This window comes from Streptomyces sp. NPDC050625 (assembly GCF_040654755.1).
GTDB lineage: Bacteria > Actinomycetota > Actinomycetes > Streptomycetales > Streptomycetaceae > Streptomyces.
On sequence record NZ_JBFAIQ010000005.1, the window covers coordinates 45028 to 65767 of the forward strand.

Here is a 20740-nt window from a genome sequence, read left to right on the forward strand (position 1 = left end):
CACAGGGAGCAACCGGAATGGGTTCGGTTCGCGTAGCCATCGTCGGCGTGGGCAACTGCGCCGCGTCGCTGGTGCAGGGAGTCGAGTACTACAAGGACGCCGACCCGGCGTCGAAGGTCCCCGGCCTGATGCACGTGCAGTTCGGCGACTACCACGTCCGTGACGTGGAGTTCGTCGCCGCCTTCGACGTCGACGCGAAGAAGGTCGGCCTCGACCTCGCGGACGCCATCGGCGCCTCCGAGAACAACACCATCAAGATCTGCGACGTGCCCAACACCGGTGTCACCGTCCAGCGCGGCCACACCCTCGACGGTCTCGGCAAGTACTACCGCCAGACCATCGAGGAGTCCGAGGCCGAGCCGGTCGACGTCGTCCAGATCCTGAAGGACAAGCAGGTCGACGTCCTCGTCTGCTATCTGCCCGTCGGTTCCGAGGACGCGGCGAAGTTCTACGCCCAGTGCGCCATCGACGCCAAGGTCGCCTTCGTCAACGCCCTCCCGGTCTTCATCGCCGGCACCAAGGAGTGGGCGGACAAGTTCACCGAGGCGGGCGTCCCGATCGTCGGTGACGACATCAAGTCGCAGGTCGGCGCCACCATCACGCACCGTGTCATGGCGAAGCTGTTCGAGGACCGGGGTGTCATCCTGGACCGCACGATGCAGCTGAACGTCGGCGGCAACATGGACTTCAAGAACATGCTCGAGCGCGAGCGCCTGGAGTCCAAGAAGATCTCCAAGACGCAGGCCGTCACCTCCCAGATCCCCGACCGGGACCTCGGCGAGAAGAACGTCCACATCGGCCCGTCCGACTACGTCGCCTGGCTCGACGACCGCAAGTGGGCGTACGTCCGCCTGGAGGGCCGTGCCTTCGGTGACGTCCCGCTGAACCTGGAGTACAAGCTCGAGGTCTGGGACTCCCCGAACTCCGCGGGTGTCATCATCGACGCCCTGCGTGCCGCGAAGATCGCCAAGGACCGCGGCATCGGCGGCCCGATCCTCTCCGCGTCCTCGTACTTCATGAAGTCCCCGCCGGTCCAGTACTTCGACGACGAGGCCCGCGAGAACGTCGAGAAGTTCATCCGCGGCGACGTCGAGCGCTGAGACGGGCGCTCGTCCGAGAACGCTCCTGCCAGGGCTGTGAGGGTCCCCGGGTTTCCAGCCCCGGGGACCCTCCCGCATGTGTGAGGCTGAGCCCCATGCCCGTCGTTCGCGACCTGCGCGTCCTGCTCCGCTTCCGGAACTTCCGGCGCCTGCTCGCCGTACGCCTGCTCTCCCAGGGCGCCGACGGTGTCTATCAGGTCGCGCTCGCCACGTACGTCGTCTTCTCCCCGGAGAAACAGACCTCGGCCGCCTCGATCGCCTCGGCGATGGCGGTGCTGCTGCTCCCGTACTCGCTCGTCGGCCCCTTCGCGGGCGTCCTGCTGGACCGCTGGCGACGCCGTCAGGTCTTCTTGTACGGCAACCTGTTGCGCGCCGTGCTGGCGGCGGGCACGGCCGTCCTGATGGTCATCCAGGTGCCGGACTGGCTGTTCTACGTCTCCGCGCTGTGCGTCACGGCCGTCAACCGCTTCGTTCTCGCCGGACTCTCCGCCTCCCTGCCGCGTGTGGTCGACACCGAGCGCCTGGTGATGGCCAACTCCGTCTCCCCGACCGCCGGAACGCTCGCCGCGACCGCGGGCGGCGGTCTCGCCTTCCTCGTACGGCTGGTGGTGTCGGACTCGGACGCCGCGGTGGTCCTGCTGGGCGCCACCCTGTATCTGTGCGCGTCCCTCGCCTCGCTGACCATGGCTCCCGGACTGCTCGGTCCCGACCGGAACCATGAAATTCCCCACCTGGGCACGGCGCTTGTGGGCACCGCGCAGGAACTGCTGGCGGCCGTACGGCATCTGGCCGCGCCGCAGCGCCGGGAGGCGGTCTGGGCACTGCTCACGATGACGCTGATGCGGTTCTGCTACGGCGCCCTGCTGGTCATGGTGCTGATGCTGTGCCGGTACGCCCTCTCCTCCACCCCGGAGGGCGGACTCCGGCTGCTCGGCCTCGCGTTGGGGGTGTCCGGCGCCGGCTTCTTCGCGGCGGCCCTGGTGACGCCCTGGGCGGCCGGACGGCTCGGTCCCGGACGATGGATCGCCGTGTGCGCCGCGACGGCCGCGGTCCTGGAACCGGCTCTCGGTCTGCCCTTCTCCACCGGCCCCATGCTGGTCGCGGCCTTCGTCCTGGGGCTGACCACCCAGGGGGCGAAAATCGCCACGGACACGATCGTGCAGTCCTGCGTGGAGGACGGCTTCCGTGGCCGGATCTTCTCCGTTTACGACGTCCTGTTCAACGTGGCCTTCGTCGGCGCCGCCGGCGCAGCGTCCCTGATGCTCCCCCCGGACGGCCGCTCGGCGGTCCTGGTGGTCACGGTCGCCGTTATCTACGGGGCGGTTGCTGTGGCTATGGCCCGCTTTGAACGCTGGTAAGTGTCACATCAAAGCTACAGAGGGGCCCTGGGTTCCAGGATTGTCAGTGGGAACCGCTAACTTACGTGGGTCTTACCTCGCGCCGTGCGCACCCATGTTCCAGCCGTGCGCACCCACGTTCTAGGGGGATCCCCAAGTGACTACTCCGCCGCCCCAGGGCCAGAACCCGTTCGCACAGGGCCAGGCCCCGTACCCGCCGCAGGGCGGCCAGCCGCAGCAGGGTCAGGCTCCGTACCCGCCCCAGCCCGGTGCCCCGTACGCTCCCGTTCCGCCGCAGCCCAAGCGCAAGATCGGCTTCCGCACGATCAGGACCATCGTCGTCATCGTGCTCGCACTCGGCGGCGCCCTCTACGGCTACATATCCAGCCAGGACGACGCGAACACGGCCAAGGTCGGCGACTGCATGCACCGCGGCAGCACCAACGACACCAACCCGGACCTCGAGGTCGTCGACTGCAATTCGTCGAAGGCCCAGTACGTGGTGCTGGCCAAGGTCAAGGGCAGCTACTTGACCGAGATCTCGGCCTCCACCAAGTGCGAGTCCGAGGCCAAGGACTTCAAGTACACGTACACCGAGACGAAGAGCGGCAGCGACTTCCTGCTCTGCCTGAAGGACTACAAGAAGTAAGGCAGATGTGGCGAGGGGCGGTGTTTCACGTGAAACACCGCCCTTCGATGTATCTCGGTGGCGGCATGTTTCACGTGAAACATGCCGCCGTTTTCACGCTCAGCCCTGCTCGGCCCACCACTCCTTGAGTGCCGTCACCGCCGTGTCGTGCTCCATCGGGCCGTGTTCCAGTCGGAGCTCCAGCATGTGCTTGTAGGCCTTGCCCACCGTCGGGCCCGGACCGACGCCCAGGATTTCCATGATCTGGTTGCCGTCCAGGTCCGGGCGGATCGCGTCGAGTTCCTCCTTCTCCTGGAGCTGGGCGATGCGCTCCTCCAGGCCGTCGTAGGCCCGGGACAACGCGGCGGCCCTGCGCTTGTTGCGGGTGGTGCAGTCGGAGCGGGTCAGCTTGTGGAGCCGGTCGAGAAGCGGTCCCGCGTCGCGGACATAGCGGCGGACCGCGGAGTCCGTCCACTCACCGGTGCCATAGCCATGGAAGCGCAGGTGGAGTTCGACCAGCCGCGAGACGTCCTTCACCAGCTCGTTGGAGTACTTCAGCGCCGTCATGCGCTTCTTCGTCATCTTCGCCCCGACCATCTCGTGGTGGTGGAACGAGACCCGACCGTCCTTCTCGAAGCGCCGTGTGCGCGGCTTGCCGATGTCGTGCAGCAGGGCGGCCAGGCGGAGGGTCAGGTCGGGACCGGCCTCCTCCAGGGCCATCGCCTGCTCCAGGACGATCAGCGTGTGCTCGTAGACGTCCTTGTGCCGATGGTGCTCGTCACGCTCCAGGCGCAGCGCAGGCAGCTCCGGCAGGACGTGGTCGGCCAGACCGGTGTCGACCAGAAGCGTGAGGCCCTTGCGCGGGTACGCGGACAGGACCAGCTTGTTCAGCTCGTCCCGGACCCGCTCCGCCGACACGATCTCAAGGCGGCCGGCCATGTCCTTCATCGCCGTGACGACCTCGGGGGCGACCTCGAAGTCGAGCTGGGCGGCGAAGCGCGCGGCACGCATCATCCGCAGCGGATCGTCGGAGAAGGAGTCCTCGGGGGTGCCCGGAGTGCGCAGCACCCGTGCCGCGAGGTCCTCAAGCCCGCCGTGCGGGTCGATGAACTCCTTCTCCGGCAGCGCCACGGCCATCGCGTTGACCGTGAAGTCACGCCGGACGAGGTCCTCCTCGATGGAGTCGCCGTACGACACCTCGGGCTTGCGCGAGGTCCGGTCGTACGCCTCCGACCGGTAGGTTGTCACCTCGATCTGAAAGCACCGATCAGCGTCTGCGACGCGGGCGCTCTTCTGCGCCCCCACCGTGCCGAAGGCGATCCCGACCTCCCATACGGCGTCCGCCCACGGCCGCACGATCTTCAGTACGTCCTCGGGGCGGGCATCGGTGGTGAAGTCCAGGTCGTTGCCGAGCCGGCCGAGCAGCGCATCGCGGACCGAGCCGCCGACCAGGGCGAGCGAGAACCCGGCCTCCCGGAAACGGCGGGCCAGGTCGTCGGCGACGGGGGCCACCCGCAGCAGTTCGCTCACCGCGCGCTGCTGCACCTGGTTCAGGGCAGTGGAAGTGTCATCGTTGGCGTTCGGCACAACAAAAGAGGGTACGTGGCCCGGACGGCCAGGAGCGCCCCCATTAAACGCCCGCGAACATCTGCCGTTATAAGGGTCACAGGCCCCGCTCCCGTCACGTACGTCCACTCTCCCTTTTATAAGGGTCATACAGGACATGTCACCCGGGTCCTCGATCTTGTGGAGCGGACCGCGGCACGTCGCCTCAGCGCACCTCGTTACCATGCGGGGACGCACATTCCGACGACCACTGACGACGACGAGGGACGGGCGAGCGCGTGGCCGAGGCGGCAGACTTCCAGGGGATGAGTCCCTCACCTGCCCGCCGGTGGCTGAGGCGTACCGGAGCACTGCTCGCCGGGGCGCCTCTGCTGGCCGGCCTGCTCCAGCTGCCCGCCGCGACGCCCGCCCAGGCCGCCTCCTCGGACGCGGTGTCCGTCTCACTGGACTCGCTCAGCCCCAGTGCCCCGACGGACGGGGACACACTGACCGTCTCCGGCACGGTGACGAACAACGGCAAGCAGTCGGTCACCGACGCACACGTGGGCGTGCGCGTGGGGCCGGAGCTGACCATCCGCTCGGCCATCGACAGCGCCGCCGACCGGTCCGACAGCCTCCAGACCTCCGCCGGCTCCGAGGTCGGTGGCAAGTACGTCGCGAAGTTCGCCAAGCTCCCCCCGCACGTCGCCCAGCACTTCAGCATCTCCGTACCGGTCGACAAGCTCGGCCTCGGCAAGGACGGTGTCTACGAGCTCGGCGTCTCGCTCTCCGGCCAGACCGCGGCACAGCCCTGGGAGCAGGTGCTCGGCATCCAGCGGACGTTCCTGCCTTGGCAGCCGGACGAGGCCGACACCAAGACGAAGACGACGTTCCTGTGGCCGCTGATCTCCACCGTCCACATGACGGCGAAGACGGGCGCCGGTGAACAGCAGACGCCGGTCTTCCTCAACGACGACCTGGCCAAGGACATCGCGCCGGGCGGCCGCCTGGCCCAGATGCTGGCCCTCGGCAAGGACCTCGACGTCACCTGGGTGATCGACCCCGATCTGCTGGCCTCCGTGGACGCGATGACGCGCAACTACCGGATCCAGGGCGACGGCCACGCCACCACGGCCGGCACGCACCAGGCGGTCGCCAAGCAGTGGCTCGCCGACCTGCAGAAGGCCGTGGCCGACAAGGAGGTCGTCGCGCTGCCCTTCGCGGACCCGGACCTGGCCTCCCTCGCCCACAACGGCACGAGCGTCACCGGATCGCTCAGCCACCTCAAGGACGCCACGGACGTCGTCACGAACACGGTGGAGCCGATCCTCCATGTGAAGCCGACCACCGACTTCGCCTGGCCCGTGAACGGCGCCGTCGACCCGTCGATCATCAAGGTCGCCACCTCCGCGGGCGCCGACAAGGTGATCGCCCGCAGCGACAGCCTCCAGGAGACCGGCGGCCTGACCTACACGCCGTCCGCGGCCCGCCCGATCGGCGGCGGCACGACGGCGGTGGTCGCGGACGCACGGCTGTCCAGGGCGTTCGAGGGCGATCTGACGAAGGCGGACTCGGCCACGCTCGCCGTCCAGGAGTACCTGGCCCAGAGCCTGGCGCTGAACGTCCAGACGGACCGGCAGCGCAGCATCGTCGTCGCCCCGCAGCGCATGCCGTCCTCCAGCCAGGCGCAGGCGATGGCGCAGGCGATCGGGGCCCTCCAGGAGACGAACTGGGTCCAGACCCAGGACCTCGCCGACGCCGCCAAGGCCAAACCGGACCCGAGCGCCACCACGAGGATCCCGTCGACGTCCGCGTACCCCTCCTCGCTGCGCAAGCAGGAGCTGCCGCGGTCGGCCTTCGAGCAGATCGCGCGCACACAGGACAAGCTCGACAACTTCCAGGTGATCCTCACCGACCAGTCCCGGGTCGCGACCCCCTTCGGGCGGGCCATAAACCGTGGGATGTCCACGTCGTGGCGAGGCCGGACCGTCGAGGCGGACCGCTTCCGGGCCGGCGTGGAGGCATGGCTCGACGAACTCACCGACCAGGTCAAGCTGATCGACAAGTCCCCGACCAAGCTCTCCGGCCGTAGCGCCACCATCCCGGTGACCGTGCAGAACAACCTGGTGCAGGGCGTCGACCACCTGGTCCTGCGGCTGACCTCGACCAATCCCACCCGCCTCAAGATCGGCGGCGAGGCGTACCAGGAGCAGCGCGTCGCGGTGTCCGGCGGACACAGCCAGTCCGTGAAGTTCACCACGTCCGCCAACGCCAACGGCCAGGCCACCGTGATCGCCCAGCTGTACACCGAGGACGGCCAGGAGTACGGCAACGAGGTCAGCTTCGATGTGAAGGTCACCGAGGTCACGCCCACCGTGATGCTGGTCATCGGCGGCGGTGTCCTGCTGCTTGTCCTCGCGGGCTTCCGGATGTACACCCAGCGCAAGCGGGCGGCCGCCAAGGAGGCCGAGGAGGCCGGTCCCGAGGACGCGGGGACGGACACCGACGGTCCCGAGAACCCCGAAGGCCCTGAAGAACGTCTTCAGGAGGAGTCCGACGCCCGCTCCGGGGCAGACGACCCGGAGCAGCCGAGTGACCCGACACCGGACACCGCACCGGAAAGCGCCGACCCGTCCGGGACGGGTGAGAGAGTGGACCGTTGAGCGATGTCGTGGCCGGTGGGCCCGGGGACGATGAGGTGGGGTAACCATGAACGCGCCGTACGAGGGTGACCGTGGCCAGGCCGCGGCCGGCTCGGGCTACCCCGAGCCGCCGCCCGAGCCCGGCCAGGTGCCGCCGCAGCCCGCGGCGGACATGTACCTCCAGGACGCCTACGACCAGGACCCCTACCGGGCACAGGACCTCTCCGCCCAGGACCCGGTCGCCGAGGCGCTCTACGACCGTGCCTCGCACCCTCCGCCGCCCCCGGGCACGTACGAGCCGCAGCAGCCGCTGTACTCCCAGCCGGCCCAGTCCCCGTACGCCCCCGACCCCAACGTGTGGGCCCAGACCCCCGCGCCGGAGCCGGAGCGTCCGGCGCAGTACATGCCGTACGGCGACAACCCCCGCACGACCCAGTTCGTGGGCGTGGACGACCTCGTCACGCACTCCGGCGAGGAGCGCCACGAGCCGGACGCCTTCGCTCATCTCTTCCGGGACCAGCAGCAGGGCGGCGGACACCCCGCCACGGGGACCCCGGCCGTTCCCGGCCCGGCTGGACCGGGCGTCGGCCAGGGCCCCATGGGGCAGTACGCGGCGACCCCGCAGCCCGCGGTCCCGCAGCACCCCGCCGCCCCGTACGCCGCGGCCGCCCACCCCGCCGCGCCTCATCCGGCCGGGGCGCCCGCTCCGGCATCCGCCGGGCCCGCCGCTCCCGACGCCGGCTCCGCCTCCGCCGCGCCTGCCGCGAAGAAGGGCGGGCGGGCCTCGGGCCTGCTGAAGTCCAGCGCCGTGATGGCGGCGGGCACGATGGTCTCCAGGCTCACCGGCTTCGTCCGCTCCGCGCTGATCGTCTCCGCCCTGGGCGTCGGCCTGCTCGGCGACACCTTCCAGGTCGCCTACCAGCTGCCGACGATGATCTACATCCTGACCGTCGGCGGCGGCCTCAACTCGGTCTTCGTGCCACAGCTCGTCCGCGCCATGAAGGAGGACGAGGACGGCGGCGAGGCGTACGCCAACCGGCTGCTGACGCTGGTGATGGTGGCGCTGGGCGCCCTCACGGCCCTCGCGATCGTGGCCGCCCCGCTCCTGATCCGGCTGCTGTCCGACTCGGTCGCCAGCGACCCGGCGGCCAACGAGGTCGGCGTCACCTTCGTCCGCTACTTCCTGCCCTCGATCTTCTTCATGGGCATCCACGTGGTGATGGGTCAGATCCTCAACGCCCGCGGGAAGTTCGGCGCGATGATGTGGACCCCGGTCCTCAACAACATCGTCATCATCGTCACGCTCGGCATGTTCATCTGGGTGTACGGAACCGCCGCCAACTCCGGGATGAAGGTCACGAGCATCCCGCCGGAGGGCCAGCGGCTGCTCGGCATCGGTGTGCTGCTCGGCCTCGTCGTCCAGGCCCTGGCGATGATCCCGTACCTGCGGGAGACCGGCTTCCGGCTGCGGCTGCGCTTCGACTGGCGGGGGCACGGCCTCGGCAAGGCGGCCACGCTCGCCAAGTGGACGATCCTGTTCGTCCTCGCCAACCAGGCGGGCGCGCTCGTCGTCTCCCAGCTGTCCACCTCGGCCGGCAAGGCCTCGCCCGTCGACGGCACCGGCTTCGCCGCCTACGCCAACGCCCAGCTGATCTGGGGCCTGCCGCAGGCCATCATCACGGTCTCGCTGATGGCCGCCCTGCTGCCGCGCATCTCGCGCTCGGCCTCCGAGGACGACGCGGGCGCGGTCCGCGACGACATCTCGCAGGGTCTGCGGACGACCGCCGTGGCCATCGTGCCCATCGCGTTCGGCTTCCTGGCCCTCGGCATCCCGATGTGCACGCTGATCTTCGGCTCCTCGGGCACCAGCGAGGCAACCAACATGGGCTACATGCTGATGGCCTTCGGCCTCGGCCTGGTCCCGTACTCCGTGCAGTACGTCGTCCTGCGCGCCTTCTACGCCTACGAGGACACCCGCACGCCGTTCTACAACACGGTGATCGTGGCCGCGGTCAACGCGGGAGCCTCGGTGCTTTGTTACGTCCTCCTCCCCGCCCGCTGGGCGGTCATCGGTATGGCCGCCGCCTACGGCCTCGCCTACGCGATCGGCGTAGGTGTTGCCTGGAAGCGGCTGCGGAAGCGGCTGGGCGGCGATCTGGACGGCTCGCGCGTCCTGCGGACGTACGCGCGTCTGTGCATCGCCTCGGTGCCGGCGGCGCTGCTCAGCGGCGCGGCCTGCTACGGGATCGGACACACCCTCGGCCAGGGCGTCGTCGGCTCGTTCGCCGCACTCCTGGCGGGCGGTGCCGTACTGCTCGGGATCTTCTTCGTCGCGGCCCGGCGCATGCGCATCGAAGAGCTCAACTCGCTCGTCGGCATGGTGCGCGGGCGTCTGGGGCGCTGAAGAGGGGGTACGCGCACAACCATCGTCCGCCGCCGTGTGTCGTGCATAGCGGCGGACTGTGGGCACAATTGGTTTCGGCGTCGGACAGCGTGCAACGGATGGGGAGGCAGGGACGACGGTGGCGGAACGGAGCACGGCTGCCGTCGACGTGGCAGACAACAGCGGTGACGAGCCGCTGACCGCCAAGGCGGACCAGTCCACGGCCGACGGGGTGGCCCAGAACCCGGAGCTGGACACGAACAGCAACGAGGCACAGGGGAGCGGCGGGACCGGCAGTGGTCCCGGGAAGGCGTCACCTTCCGAACTGCACAGCGGTCACAAACTCGCCAGGCGTTACCGCCTGGAGGAGTGCGTCACCCGTCTGGACGGATTCAGCAGCTGGCGAGCGGTCGACGAGAAACTCCGTCGCGCCGTCGGCGTCCATATCCTGCCCGCGGACCACACACGAGCCCGCTCGGTGCTGGCCGCGGCCCGTTCCTCCGCGCTGCTCGGCGATCCCCGCTTCGTCCAAGTCCTGGATGCGGTCGAGGAGAACGACCTCGTCTATGTCGTGCACGAGTGGCTGCCCGACGCCACGGAGCTGGGCACCCTGCTCTCCGCCGGACCGTTGGAGCCGCACGACGCCTACCAGATGGTCAGCCAGGTGTCCTCGGCCATGGCGGCCGCCCACCGCGAGGGCCTCGCCCATCTGCGTCTCAACCCGAACGCCGTGCTGCGCGCCTCCACCGGCCAGTGGCGCATCCGGGGGCTCGCCGTGAACGCCGCGCTGCGCGGCATCAGCTCCGACACCCCGCAGCGTACGGACACCGAGGCGATCGGTGCCCTGCTGTACGCGGCGCTGACCCAGCGGTGGCCGTACGAGAACGCCGCATACGGCCTGTCCGGGCTGCCCAAGGACATCGGCCTCATCGCGCCCGACCAGGTGCGCGCAGGCGTCCACCGGGGCCTGTCCGAGCTCGCCATGCGCGCGCTCGCCAACGACGGTGCCACCGCCTCCCGGCACGAGTCCCCGTGCACCACGCCGGAGGAACTGGTGAAGGCGATCGGCGAGATGCCCCGCATCCGCCCGCCGGAGCCCTCGTTCACCGCACCGCCCGAGTACCAGCGCACGACGTACCAGCAGGGCACGTACGGCCGCCCGGCCGCGCATCCCGGCGCCGGCCAACCGCTCACCACACCGCCGCCCCCGCTCCAGAGCCGCACCGGCAAGGCCCTGAAGTGGGCGGTCTCCGCCCTCCTCATCGCGGCCCTGGGCCTGGGCAGCTGGCAGCTCGCGGACGCCCTGATGGACCAGGGCGGCAAGTCCGGGGACACACCGAGCTCACAGTCGACGGACGACGGTGACAAGGGCCCGAAGAAGCCACCGTCCGGCATCCCCATCCCCATCAAGGGCGCTCGCGACTTCGATCCGTTCGGCGACAAGTCCGAGAAGCCGGCCGACATAGGGAAGATCTACGACAACAGCACAGCCTCCTACTGGCAGACCGACTTCTATCTGAGTCCGAAGTTCGGCAACCTGAAGTCAGGCGTGGGTGTCATCCTTGACCTCGGCAAGGTCCAGCAGGTCGGAAAGGTGACGGTCAGCTTCGTCGGGCAGACCTCAGTCGAACTCCGTGCTGCTGGTGCGGAGGCGGGTTCGGAGCCGACGTCCTTCGACGCCTACACCAAGACGGCCGACGGCTCGGGCACCACGGTGGTGCTCCGGCCCGGCAAGTCCCTCAAGACTCAGTACCTTCTGGTGTGGTTGACCGAGCTGCCCGCGGACAACAACGGCCACTGGCGGGGCAGAGTGGCAGACATCAAGGTGACCAGCTGAGGTCTCCACTCGGGAGGGGTAGATGGCGGAGGGCGCCCGATACGACGGAGTGAGCGACCAGGACCTGCTCGCCCGCCATGTGGAAGGCGACCCCGATGCCTTCGGTGAGATCGTGCGGCGGCACCGGGACCGGCTCTGGGCGGTCGCGCTGCGGACGCTGGGGGACCGTGAGGAGGCCGCTGACGCGGTCCAGGACGCCCTGGTGTCCGCATACCGGGCCGCGCATACATTCCGGGGCCAGTCGGCCGTCACAACGTGGCTGCATCGGATCACGGTGAACGCCTGCCTGGACCGTGCCCGCAAGGCAGCCTCCCGGAAGACCGCTCCCGTCGACGACACCGAGCGTCTGGAGCAGCTCCTCGAGCCGCACGAATCGGCCTCGGCGCCGGCCGAGCGGAACGACCTGCACCGCCAGCTCCTCGAAGCCCTCGGCACGCTTCCCCGCGAGCAGCGTGCGGCCCTCGTCCTGGTGGACATGCAGGGCTACCCCGTGGCGGAGGCGGCCCGCATTCTCGATGTGCCGACCGGAACGGTGAAAAGCCGCTGCGCTCGGGGTAGAGCAAGGCTGCTGCCACTGCTCTCCCACCTCCGGCCGGAAAACGCCGCCGACGGGACAGAGCCGGACCCGGGACGGAACCGGGCGCCGGGGACATCCGTCCCACCGGCAACGGGACCTCAGAACAGAGGTCCACACACCGGGCCGAGCGATTCAGCCGCAGTGAAGGGCGGAGGTGGGCGAGCGTGACTTCCACGACGGACACAACCGGGCACCCGGACGTCGCCGAGATCTCCGACCTCACCGAAGGCCTGCTCCCGCCCACGCGGACCACGGACGTACGGCGCCATCTGGACGAGTGCGAGCTGTGCACGGACGTCTTCACCTCGCTGGAGGAGATCCGGGGCCTCCTGGGCACGCTGCCGGGCCCGGTGCGGATGCCCGACGACGTCGCCGGGCGTATCGATGCCGCCCTCGCCGCGGAAGCCCTGCTGCAGGCCACCACGCCCGAGTCCGCGGACACACCGGTCCTGGGCTCCGCCTCCCCCGGTCTGTCGGACGAGGACGCCGAGGCGCCTGTTTCACGTGAAACATCGGCACCGGCGGACCGACCCGCCGGACACCCCCACGCGGCGACCGGCCCGGGCCGCAAGGACCGCGGGCGCGGCCGGCGTCGCCGGACGGTCGTCCTGGGAGCCGTCTTCACCGCTGCCCTGCTGGGGGCCGGGTCGCTCTTCCTGGAGTCACTGGGGAATGACCAGCCGACCACCGCGGCGCACGACACGTTTTCCAGCGGAAGCCTCAAGGGCCAGGTGACGGATCTCCTCACCACGAAGAAGGGCCTGCAGCGGGGCAGCCAGAAGCCCCGGCTGGGTATCGAGTCGGAGACCGACACACCCGGCTCGACCGCCAAGACCCTCATCCAGCCCCAGCTCCCGGTCCCCGGCTGCGTTCGGCAGGGCATCAACAACGCCGGCGCTGTCCTGGGCGCCCAGAAGGGGACGTACGAGGGGACGGACGCCTACCTCGTCGTCCTGCCCGACGCGGGCGACAACACGCGAGTGACGGCGTACGTCGTCGACGCCACCTGTGTGAGCAAGGAAGCGTCCGCCCCGGGCAAGGTCCTGCTGACGCAGTCCTTCGCGCGTCCCTGAGCAACCGTTCTTCGTCTCGGCCCAGCGTGGTGCATCCCTGCCCGTGTGGCATGCCGTGTGCCCGGACACACCGGGAATGCGGGACCCTTAGGATCCGTTGGGTGGGGTGAGGGTTCCGAAAGGGCTCCCCCCGGTCGACTGACACAGACCAGAGACGAGGAATCAAGCCGTGAGCGACGTCCGTAACGTGATCATCATCGGCTCCGGGCCCGCCGGGTACACGGCAGCGCTCTACACCGCGCGCGCGTCGCTGAAGCCCCTGGTGTTCGAGGGTGCCGTCACCGCGGGCGGTGCGCTGATGAACACCACCGAGGTGGAGAACTTCCCCGGCTTCCGTGACGGGATCATGGGCCCCGACCTCATGGACAACATGCGCGCCCAGGCCGAGCGCTTCGGCGCCGAGCTCGTCCCGGACGACATCGTCTCCGTCGATCTTGCCGGTGAGATCAAGACCGTCACGGACACCGCGGGCACCGTCCACCGCGCCAAGGCCGTCATCGTCACCACCGGCTCCCAGCACCGCAAGCTCGGCCTGCCCAACGAGGACGCCCTCTCCGGCCGTGGTGTCTCCTGGTGTGCCACCTGTGACGGGTTCTTCTTCAAGGACCAGGACATCGCAGTGATCGGCGGCGGTGACACCGCGATGGAGGAGGCCACCTTCCTCTCGCGCTTCGCCAAGTCCGTGACGATCGTCCACCGCCGGGACAGCCTGCGCGCCTCCAAGGCGATGCAGGAGCGGGCCTTCGCCGACCCGAAGATCAAGTTCGCCTGGCACAGCGAGGTCGCCGAGATCCAGGGCGACCAGAAGCTCTCCAGCCTCAAGCTCCGCAACGTCAAGACCGGCGAGCTCTCGGACCTGGCGGTGACGGGTCTGTTCATCGCGATCGGCCACGACCCGCGCACCGAGCTGTTCAAGGGCCAGCTGGACCTCGACGAGGAGGGCTACCTGAAGGTCGACTCGCCCTCCACCCGGACGAACCTGACCGGCGTCTTCGCCGCGGGTGACGTGGTCGACCACACCTACCGTCAGGCGATCACCGCGGCCGGCACCGGCTGCTCCGCCGCTCTCGACGCCGAGCGTTTCCTCGCCGCCCTCGCGGACAGCGAGAAGGCCGAGCCCGAGAAGACCTCCGCCTGATTCCCCTTCCCGCCCCACCGCACGATCAAGTTAAGGAGCCCGCCGTGGCCGGCACCCTGAAGAATGTGACTGACGACTCCTTCGAGCAGGACGTCCTCAAGAGCGACAAGCCCGTCCTGGTGGACTTCTGGGCCGCCTGGTGCGGACCGTGCCGCCAGATCGCGCCGTCCCTGGAGGCGATCGCCGCCGAGCACGGCGACAAGATCGAGATCGTCAAGCTCAACATCGACGAGAACCCGGCTACGGCCGCCAAGTACGGCGTCATGTCGATCCCGACTCTGAACGTCTACCAGAACGGCGAGGTCGCCAAGACGATCGTCGGTGCGAAGCCGAAGGCCGCGATCGTCCGCGACCTTGAGGACTTCATCGCCGAGTAGTCGGCAGGGCCGTCGAGGCGACGGCGGATGTTTCACGTGAAACACGAATGGGCCAACCCGGAAGGGCTGGCCCATTCGGCGTTTCCAACGGCTCTCAGAGCGGCCGTAGCACGGGTTCCTTCTGTACGGCCCCGAGCAGCCGGTCGATGGCCAGCTCCACGTCTTCCTTCCACGAGAGCGTCGACCGCAGTTCCAGCCGCAGCCGCGGATGGATGGGGTGCTGCCGGACCGTCTTGAAGCCCACGGCCAGAAGGTGGTCGGCGGGCAGAAGACAGGCCGGCTCTTTCCAGCGGGCGTCACCGAACGCCTCGATCGCCTTGAAGCCACGTCGCAGCAGATCCTTGGCGACCGTCTGGACCATCACTCTGCCGAGCCCCTGCCCCTGATAGCCGGGCAGGATGAAGCCGGTCATCAACTGCACGGCGTCCGGGGAGACAGGGCTCGTGGGGAACGCCGTGGAGCGGGGGACATAGGCGGGTGGGGCGTAGAGCACAAAGCCGACCGGTGCGTCGTCGACATAGACCACGCGGCCGCAGGACCCCCAGTCCAGCAGGACGGCGGAGATCCAGGCCTCCTTCTCCAGAGCCGGAGTGCCTGCCCTTACCGCGGCCTCACCGCTGACGGGGTCCAACTCCCAGAAGACACACGCCCGACAGCGCTGGGGAAGGTCCTGAAGGTTGTCCAGCGTGAGCGGTACGAGCCGACGCCCCATGAAGGCTGATCCTCGCTTCCTTCGCCCGCGGCATCGCGAGCGGCTGTCAGAGCGCTGCGTTCCCTGAGCAGACTGCCGACGAACCCGCCGACCGCGCCCAAGCCCAGGCCCGCGCTCACCAGTCCGGTACGGCTCATCGTTCGCATGGCCCCCGCCTCCCACTCAGAGGTGCTGCCAGGTGGACGCGCCAAACCCGATCGCATCGTATCCACGATGCGATTGCATCGATACCGCCTGAAAGCAAAGAGCGGACCGTGTTCCGGTACACACCGGACACCATCCGCTCCACTGCCTGAACAAGCGAGCCCCGACCAAGGAGGACCGCCCGGGGCTCAGTCCTCCGTCTCCTCGGACAGATCGTCCGGGACGCCCCTCTGCAGGACCGGTCCCTCGCCCGGGGCGAGCGTGCCGAGGATCCGCTCAAGGTCTTCCATCGAGGCGAACTCGACGGTGATCTTGCCCTTCTTCTGGCCCAGGTCGACCTTCACCCGCGTCTCGAACCGGTCCGACAGACGCGTGGCGAGCTCGCTCAGCGCCGGGGAGACCAGGGCACCGGCACGCGGTCCCTTGGCCCGCTGTGCCGTCTGGGGCCGCGATCCCATGAGGGTCACGATCTCCTCCACGGCCCGCACCGAGAGTCCCTCGGCCACGATCCGGTGGGCCAGGCGGTCCTGCTCCTCCGAGTCCTCGACGGACAGCAGTGCGCGGGCATGTCCGGCGGAGAGGACTCCGGCGGCGACCCGGCGCTGGACCGCGGGAGAAAGCTTCAGCAGCCGCAGGGTGTTGGAGACCTGCGGACGAGAGCGCCCGATCCGGTCCGCCAGCTGGTCGTGCGTGCAGTTGAAGTCCTTCAGCAACTGGTCGTAGGCGGCGGCCTCTTCCAGCGGGTTCAGCTGGGCACGGTGCAGGTTCTCCAGCAGCGCGTCCAGGAGGAGCTTCTCGTCGTCGGTGGCACGCACGATCGCCGGGATCGCTTCGAGGCCGGCCTCACGGCAGGCCCGCCAGCGCCGCTCACCCATGATGAGTTCATAGCGCGCGGGGCCGAGCTGCCGTACGACGACGGGCTGGAGGAGACCGACCTCCTTGATGGAGGTGACCAGCTCCTGCAGCGCGTCCTCGTCGAAGACCTCACGCGGCTGGCGCGGGTTCGGCGTGATGGACTCAAGGGGGATCTCGGCGAAGTGGGCACCCACGGGAGGCGCGGGCGTCTCCGTGAAGCCGTTCATCGACGGCTCCTCGGTTTCATGTGAAACAGGCGGCAGCGTGGCCACCTTCGCCGCGGCCACCCCACGGTCGCTCGCCAGCACCGGAACCGCTGCGGGGGACGCGGGAACCGCACCACCCAACGCGGTCTGGGCCGGAGTCTTCTCCGTCGGGGCAGCGGGGATCAGTGCGCCGAGCCCACGGCCCAAACCCCTCCGTCGCTCGCTCACTGGATCCCCTCCACCATGCTCGGGTTGTTCTGGGCGCCGATGTGGGCCTGCGTCGGGTCATAGCTGACACCGACACCCTTCAGCGCGATTTCTCGGGCGGCCTCCAGATAGGAGAGGGCACCGCTCGATCCTGGATCGTAGGTCAGCACCGTCTGCCCATAGCTGGGCGCCTCGGAGATACGGACCGACCGGGGAATGCTAGTGCGCAGCACCTCGTCACCAAAGTGGCTGCGCACCTCGTCGGCGACCTGGGAGGCAAGACGCGTCCGGCCGTCGTACATGGTGAGCAGGATCGTCGATACATGCAGGGCGGGGTTGAGGTGGCCCCGCACCAGGTCGACGTTGCGCAGCAGCTGCCCCAGGCCCTCCAGCGCGTAGTACTCGCACTGGATCGGGATCAGGACCTCCTGGCCCGCGACCAGAGCATTGACCGTGAGCAGACCGAGAGAGGGCGGGCAGTCGATCAGGATGTAGTCCAGCGGCTGCTCGTATGCCTGGATCGCACGCTGCAGCCTGCTCTCCCGCGCCACGAGGGACACCAGCTCGATCTCCGCACCGGCGAGATCGATCGTGGCGGGGGCGCAGAAGAGACCCTCGACATCGGGGACCGGCTGTACGACATCCGCGAGAGGCTTGCTCTCGACCAGCACGTCATAGATGGAAGGAACATCGGCGTGATGGTCGATCCCCAGAGCCGTGGACGCATTGCCCTGTGGGTCGAGGTCGATCACCAGGACGCGGCTGCCATGCAGGGCCAGCGAAGCGGCAAGATTGACGGTCGTTGTCGTCTTGCCCACACCGCCCTTCTGGTTGGCGACGACGACGACCCGGGTCTGCTCCGGTCGTGGCAGTCCTTCGCCGGCGCGGCCCAAAGCCTCCACCGCCAGCTGGGCAGCACGACCGATCGGAGTGTCGTCCATCGGAGGCGGTGTTTCACGTGAAACATCCGCCCCCATCGACTCGGTACGGGGACCGGGGACCGGATCGGTCATCGGTCCCGCGATGTTGGCGTCGGACCGCAAGGATTCACTCTCCTCGACTTCAGGCTCGCAATGAACAGAGCCTCCCATGTCTTCGGGGTCGCGAACCAGTGAGGCCTGTTGTTCTGTGGAGAAATCCACCTCTGTGGACAACTCCGATGCCTCTCCGAGTGAACCGAGAGGCTTGCGGTCGCGGGGTTCGGCCGCAGCGCGGCCGCGACTGATGATGCCGTGCAACAGTGAGCGACGTTTCACGTGAAACACGATGCACAGCGGCCGCGGCCGGGCCCTCACGACACTCCGGCATGCATGGGTCTGGCAGCTTGTGTGGAGTACGTCTCGTCCGCAGGACGGATCAGCGCCGCCGGCGTGCCCGCCCCGTACGGGCAGCCTTCGCCCGCTTCGCCGCGAACCGCACACCGCCGGGGCTCTCCCCGACCTCCACCCGTACGACCGTGGACAGCGGGTCCACGACGCCTTCACCCACGTGGAGCACGGACGTCTCCACCGCCCCGAGCTTGCTCAGCGCGGTGGCCGCAGCCTTGAGCTCCTCCTCGGCGGTGTCCCCCTTCAGGGCGAGCATCTCGCCGTACGGCCGCAGCAGCGGGATGCCCCAGGTGGCCAGCCGGTCCAGCGGAGCCACGGCCCGCGCCGTCACCACATGGACCGGCGGCAGCTTGCCCATGACCTCCTCGGCACGGCCACGCACAACGGTGACGTGATCCAGGCCCAGAAGCTCGACGACCTCGGTGAGGAAGGTCGTGCGGCGCAGCAGCGGCTCCAGAAGCGTGATCTTCAGGTCCTCACGGACGAGCGCCAGGGGAATGCCTGGCAGGCCCGCGCCCGAGCCGACGTCGCACACCGTCACCCCCTCGGGGACGACTTCGGAGAGCACCGCGCAGTTCAGCAGGTGGCGCTCCCACAGACGGGGCACTTCCCGCGGGCCGATCAGACCACGCTGCACGCCCGCCTCGGCGAGCAGCTCCGCGTAGCGGACCGCATCGGCGAAGCGATGACCAAACACCTCCCGCGCCTGTTCGGGCGCAGGGGGGAGCTCCGCTGCCTCCGTCACGGGGACCGTCCTTCCGTACAGCGCCGGCGCACCGAGCGCCGACCACCAGAACTACCAGGCTGACAAAGTTCGGCCCCGTCTGCGCAACAGACGGGGCCGGTGGATTGTGGAGACCGATCAGGCGGGCAGCACGACGACGAAGCGCTGCGGCTCCTCGCCCTCCGACTCGCTGCGCAGTCCCGCGGCCTTGACCGCGTCGTGCACGACCTTGCGCTCGAACGGGGTCATCGGCTTCAGCTTCACGGGCTCGCCGGAGCTCTTGACCTCGGCGGCGGCCTTGGCACCCAGCTCGGAGAGCTCGGCCCGCTTCTTGGCTCGGTAGCCCGCGATGTCCAGCATCAGCCGGCTGCGGTCCCCGGTCTCCCGGTGCACGGCCAGTCGGGTCAGCTCCTGCAGAGCCTCCAGCACCTCGCCGTCACGGCCGACCAGCTTCTGCAGGTCGCGGCTGCCCGCGTCGCTGATGATCGACACGGAGGCGCGGTCGGCCTCGACGTCCATGTCGATGTCGCCGTCGAGATCGGCGATGTCCAGCAGACCCTCGAGGTAGTCCGCCGCGATCTCGCCCTCCTGCTCCAGGCGGGTCAGGGTGTCTGCACCCTCGGCAGCGGCGGAGGTGGTGCCTTCCGTCACGGGATGGACTCCTTCTTACTTCTTGGACGGGGACTTGGGCCGCTGCGGACCCTTGCGCTGACCGGACTGGGCCTTGCTGCGGTTCCCGGTGCCGGGCTTCGGGTCCTGCTTGGCGGCGGGCTTGGCGTCCTGCGGCTCGTCGGACTTCTCCAGCGAGGTGGTCGGCGTGGGGTCGTCGGCCTGCTTCGCGCCGCCGGACTGCCGCTGCGCCTTCGTCTGGCGCTTGGGCTGCTGGCGCCGGGGAGCGGCGGTCGTGCCGTCCTCGGACACGGCGGCGGCCGGGCTCTCGCTCTTCACCACGGTGCCGTCGACCTCGGCGGCGAGGCCTGCCTTGCTCAGGGCGTTGATGAACTTGCGCTCGAACTCATTGCGGTCACGGCCCTTGGCGACGATCGCCTTGACGATGGTCTTCTCGCTGCGGCGACGGGTCTTGCCGTGGCTCGTCACGTGCTTGGTCAGGCGCTCCAGGTAGGCGGCCTGGGCCTTGGAACCCGGGGTCGGGTTGTTGTGGATGACGTACATCTGCTGGCCCATGGTCCACACGTTGGTGGTCAGCCAGTAGACGAGGACACCGACCGGGAAGTTGATGCCGAAGACGGCGAACATGACCGGGAAGACGTACATCAGCATCTTCTGCTGCTGCATGAACGGCGTCTTCACCGTCGTGTCGACGTTCTTCGTCATCAGCTGACGCTGCGTGTAGAACTGCGACGCCGACATCAGGACGATCATGATCGCGGTGACGACCCGGACGTCGGTGATGGAGGCACCGAGCGACTCCACCTTCGCCGCACCGTCCGTGAACTTCGCGGCCAGCGGAGCACCGAAGATATGCGCCTTCTGCGCGCTCTCCAGGAGGCTCTGGTTGATGACACCGATGGTCTGGCCCGACGCGATGCCGTTGAGCACGTGGTACAGGGCGAAGAAGAACGGGGACTGCGCCAGGATGGGAAGGCACGAGGAGAGCGGGTTGGTGCCCGACTCCTTGTACAGCTTCATCATCTCTTCGGACTGACGCTGCTTGTCGTTCTTGTAGCGCTCCTGGATCTTCTTCATCTCGGGCTGGAGCGTCTGCATGGCCCGGGTCGCCTTGATCTGCTTCACGAACAGCGGGATCAGGCAGATCCGGATCAGAATCACCAGGGACACGATGGACAGGCCCCAGGCCCAGCCGGTGTCAGGACCGAAGATGGCGCCGTACACCGTGTGGAACTGGACGATGACCCAGGAGACGGGTGTCGTGATGAAGCTGAAGAGGCTGGCAATCGTGTCCACT

Annotated in this window: 17 protein-coding genes; 10 read left to right on the plus strand and 7 right to left on the minus strand. The window is 68.8% G+C overall.

Going from position 1 to position 20740, the window contains the following annotated elements; genetic code table 11:
• The first annotated feature begins 17 nt into the window (after window positions 1-17).
• The 3 genes from AB0I54_RS13475 (at window position 18) to AB0I54_RS13485 (ending at window position 3086) form a co-directional block, all read left to right on the plus strand.
• Window positions 18-1100: an inositol-3-phosphate synthase gene (locus AB0I54_RS13475; RefSeq protein WP_363296126.1), complete on the plus strand. Its 1083-nt coding sequence runs from the start codon at window positions 18-20 to the stop codon at window positions 1098-1100.
• 95 nt (window positions 1101-1195) lie between these two features.
• A complete protein-coding gene (locus AB0I54_RS13480) occupies window positions 1196-2458 on the plus strand; it encodes an MFS transporter (RefSeq protein ID WP_363296127.1) in 1263 nt (420 codons plus the stop codon).
• Window positions 2459-2594: 136 nt separating this feature from the next.
• Complete coding sequence (locus AB0I54_RS13485) at window positions 2595-3086, plus strand: hypothetical protein (protein ID WP_363296128.1); 492 nt, start codon at window positions 2595-2597, stop codon at window positions 3084-3086.
• Window positions 3087-3185: 99 nt separating this feature from the next.
• Here AB0I54_RS13485 and AB0I54_RS13490 read toward each other — a convergent pair whose 3' ends face one another.
• Complete coding sequence (locus AB0I54_RS13490; protein WP_363296129.1) at window positions 3186-4652, minus strand: CCA tRNA nucleotidyltransferase; 1467 nt, start codon at window positions 4650-4652, stop codon at window positions 3186-3188.
• A 257-nt stretch (window positions 4653-4909) separates the two neighbouring features.
• Here AB0I54_RS13490 and AB0I54_RS13495 point away from each other — a divergent pair, with 257 nt between their 5' ends.
• The 7 genes from AB0I54_RS13495 (at window position 4910) to trxA (ending at window position 14637) form a co-directional block, all read left to right on the plus strand.
• Window positions 4910-7273, plus strand: a complete 2364-nt coding sequence (locus tag AB0I54_RS13495; protein WP_363296130.1) for a DUF6049 family protein — start codon at window positions 4910-4912, stop codon at window positions 7271-7273.
• Between the two features lie 46 nt (window positions 7274-7319).
• The gene (gene murJ / locus AB0I54_RS13500) at window positions 7320-9656 is read left to right on the plus strand and encodes a murein biosynthesis integral membrane protein MurJ (protein ID WP_363296131.1); all 2337 of its coding nucleotides are present in this window, start codon (window positions 7320-7322) and stop codon (window positions 9654-9656) included.
• Between the two features lie 118 nt (window positions 9657-9774).
• Complete coding sequence (locus tag AB0I54_RS13505; protein ID WP_363296132.1) at window positions 9775-11472, plus strand: protein kinase family protein; 1698 nt, start codon at window positions 9775-9777, stop codon at window positions 11470-11472.
• Window positions 11473-11494: 22 nt separating this feature from the next.
• Window positions 11495-12217 (plus strand): RNA polymerase sigma factor SigM, encoded by a 723-nt coding sequence (gene sigM, locus AB0I54_RS13510; protein WP_363296133.1) that lies wholly within the window; start codon window positions 11495-11497, stop codon window positions 12215-12217.
• Entirely contained in the window at window positions 12214-13122 is a 909-nt protein-coding gene (locus tag AB0I54_RS13515; protein ID WP_363296134.1) for a hypothetical protein, read from the plus strand. The genes sigM and AB0I54_RS13515 overlap by 4 nt, the downstream gene beginning before the upstream one ends.
• 169 nt (window positions 13123-13291) lie before the next feature.
• Complete coding sequence (trxB, locus tag AB0I54_RS13520) at window positions 13292-14260, plus strand: thioredoxin-disulfide reductase (RefSeq protein ID WP_363296135.1); 969 nt, start codon at window positions 13292-13294, stop codon at window positions 14258-14260.
• A 44-nt stretch (window positions 14261-14304) separates the two neighbouring features.
• Window positions 14305-14637, plus strand: coding sequence for a thioredoxin (gene trxA / locus AB0I54_RS13525; RefSeq protein ID WP_363296136.1), 333 nt, complete (start codon window positions 14305-14307; stop codon window positions 14635-14637).
• Between the two features lie 94 nt (window positions 14638-14731).
• Here the strand turns inward: trxA and AB0I54_RS13530 are convergent, their stop codons facing one another.
• The 6 genes from AB0I54_RS13530 to yidC all read right to left on the minus strand — a co-directional run bounded on the left by AB0I54_RS13530 (window position 14732) and on the right by yidC (window position 20739).
• The gene (locus tag AB0I54_RS13530; protein ID WP_363296137.1) at window positions 14732-15349 is read right to left on the minus strand and encodes a GNAT family N-acetyltransferase; all 618 of its coding nucleotides are present in this window, start codon (window positions 15347-15349) and stop codon (window positions 14732-14734) included.
• 332 nt (window positions 15350-15681) lie between these two features.
• Window positions 15682-16782 carry a ParB/RepB/Spo0J family partition protein gene (locus tag AB0I54_RS13535; protein WP_363296138.1) on the minus strand — a complete coding sequence of 367 codons (1101 nt, stop codon included), beginning with the start codon at window positions 16780-16782 and terminating at the stop codon, window positions 15682-15684.
• Entirely contained in the window at window positions 16779-17852 is a 1074-nt protein-coding gene (locus AB0I54_RS13540; RefSeq protein ID WP_363296510.1) for a ParA family protein, read from the minus strand. The genes AB0I54_RS13535 and AB0I54_RS13540 overlap by 4 nt, the downstream gene beginning before the upstream one ends.
• A gap of 265 nt (window positions 17853-18117) precedes the next feature.
• Window positions 18118-18834, minus strand: coding sequence for a 16S rRNA (guanine(527)-N(7))-methyltransferase RsmG (rsmG, locus tag AB0I54_RS13545; protein ID WP_363296139.1), 717 nt, complete (start codon window positions 18832-18834; stop codon window positions 18118-18120).
• A 117-nt stretch (window positions 18835-18951) separates the two neighbouring features.
• Complete coding sequence (locus AB0I54_RS13550; protein ID WP_189311399.1) at window positions 18952-19464, minus strand: R3H domain-containing nucleic acid-binding protein; 513 nt, start codon at window positions 19462-19464, stop codon at window positions 18952-18954.
• Between the two features lie 15 nt (window positions 19465-19479).
• A complete protein-coding gene (yidC, locus tag AB0I54_RS13555; protein WP_363296140.1) occupies window positions 19480-20739 on the minus strand; it encodes a membrane protein insertase YidC in 1260 nt (419 codons plus the stop codon).
• Between the last annotated feature and the right edge of the window lies 1 nt (window position 20740).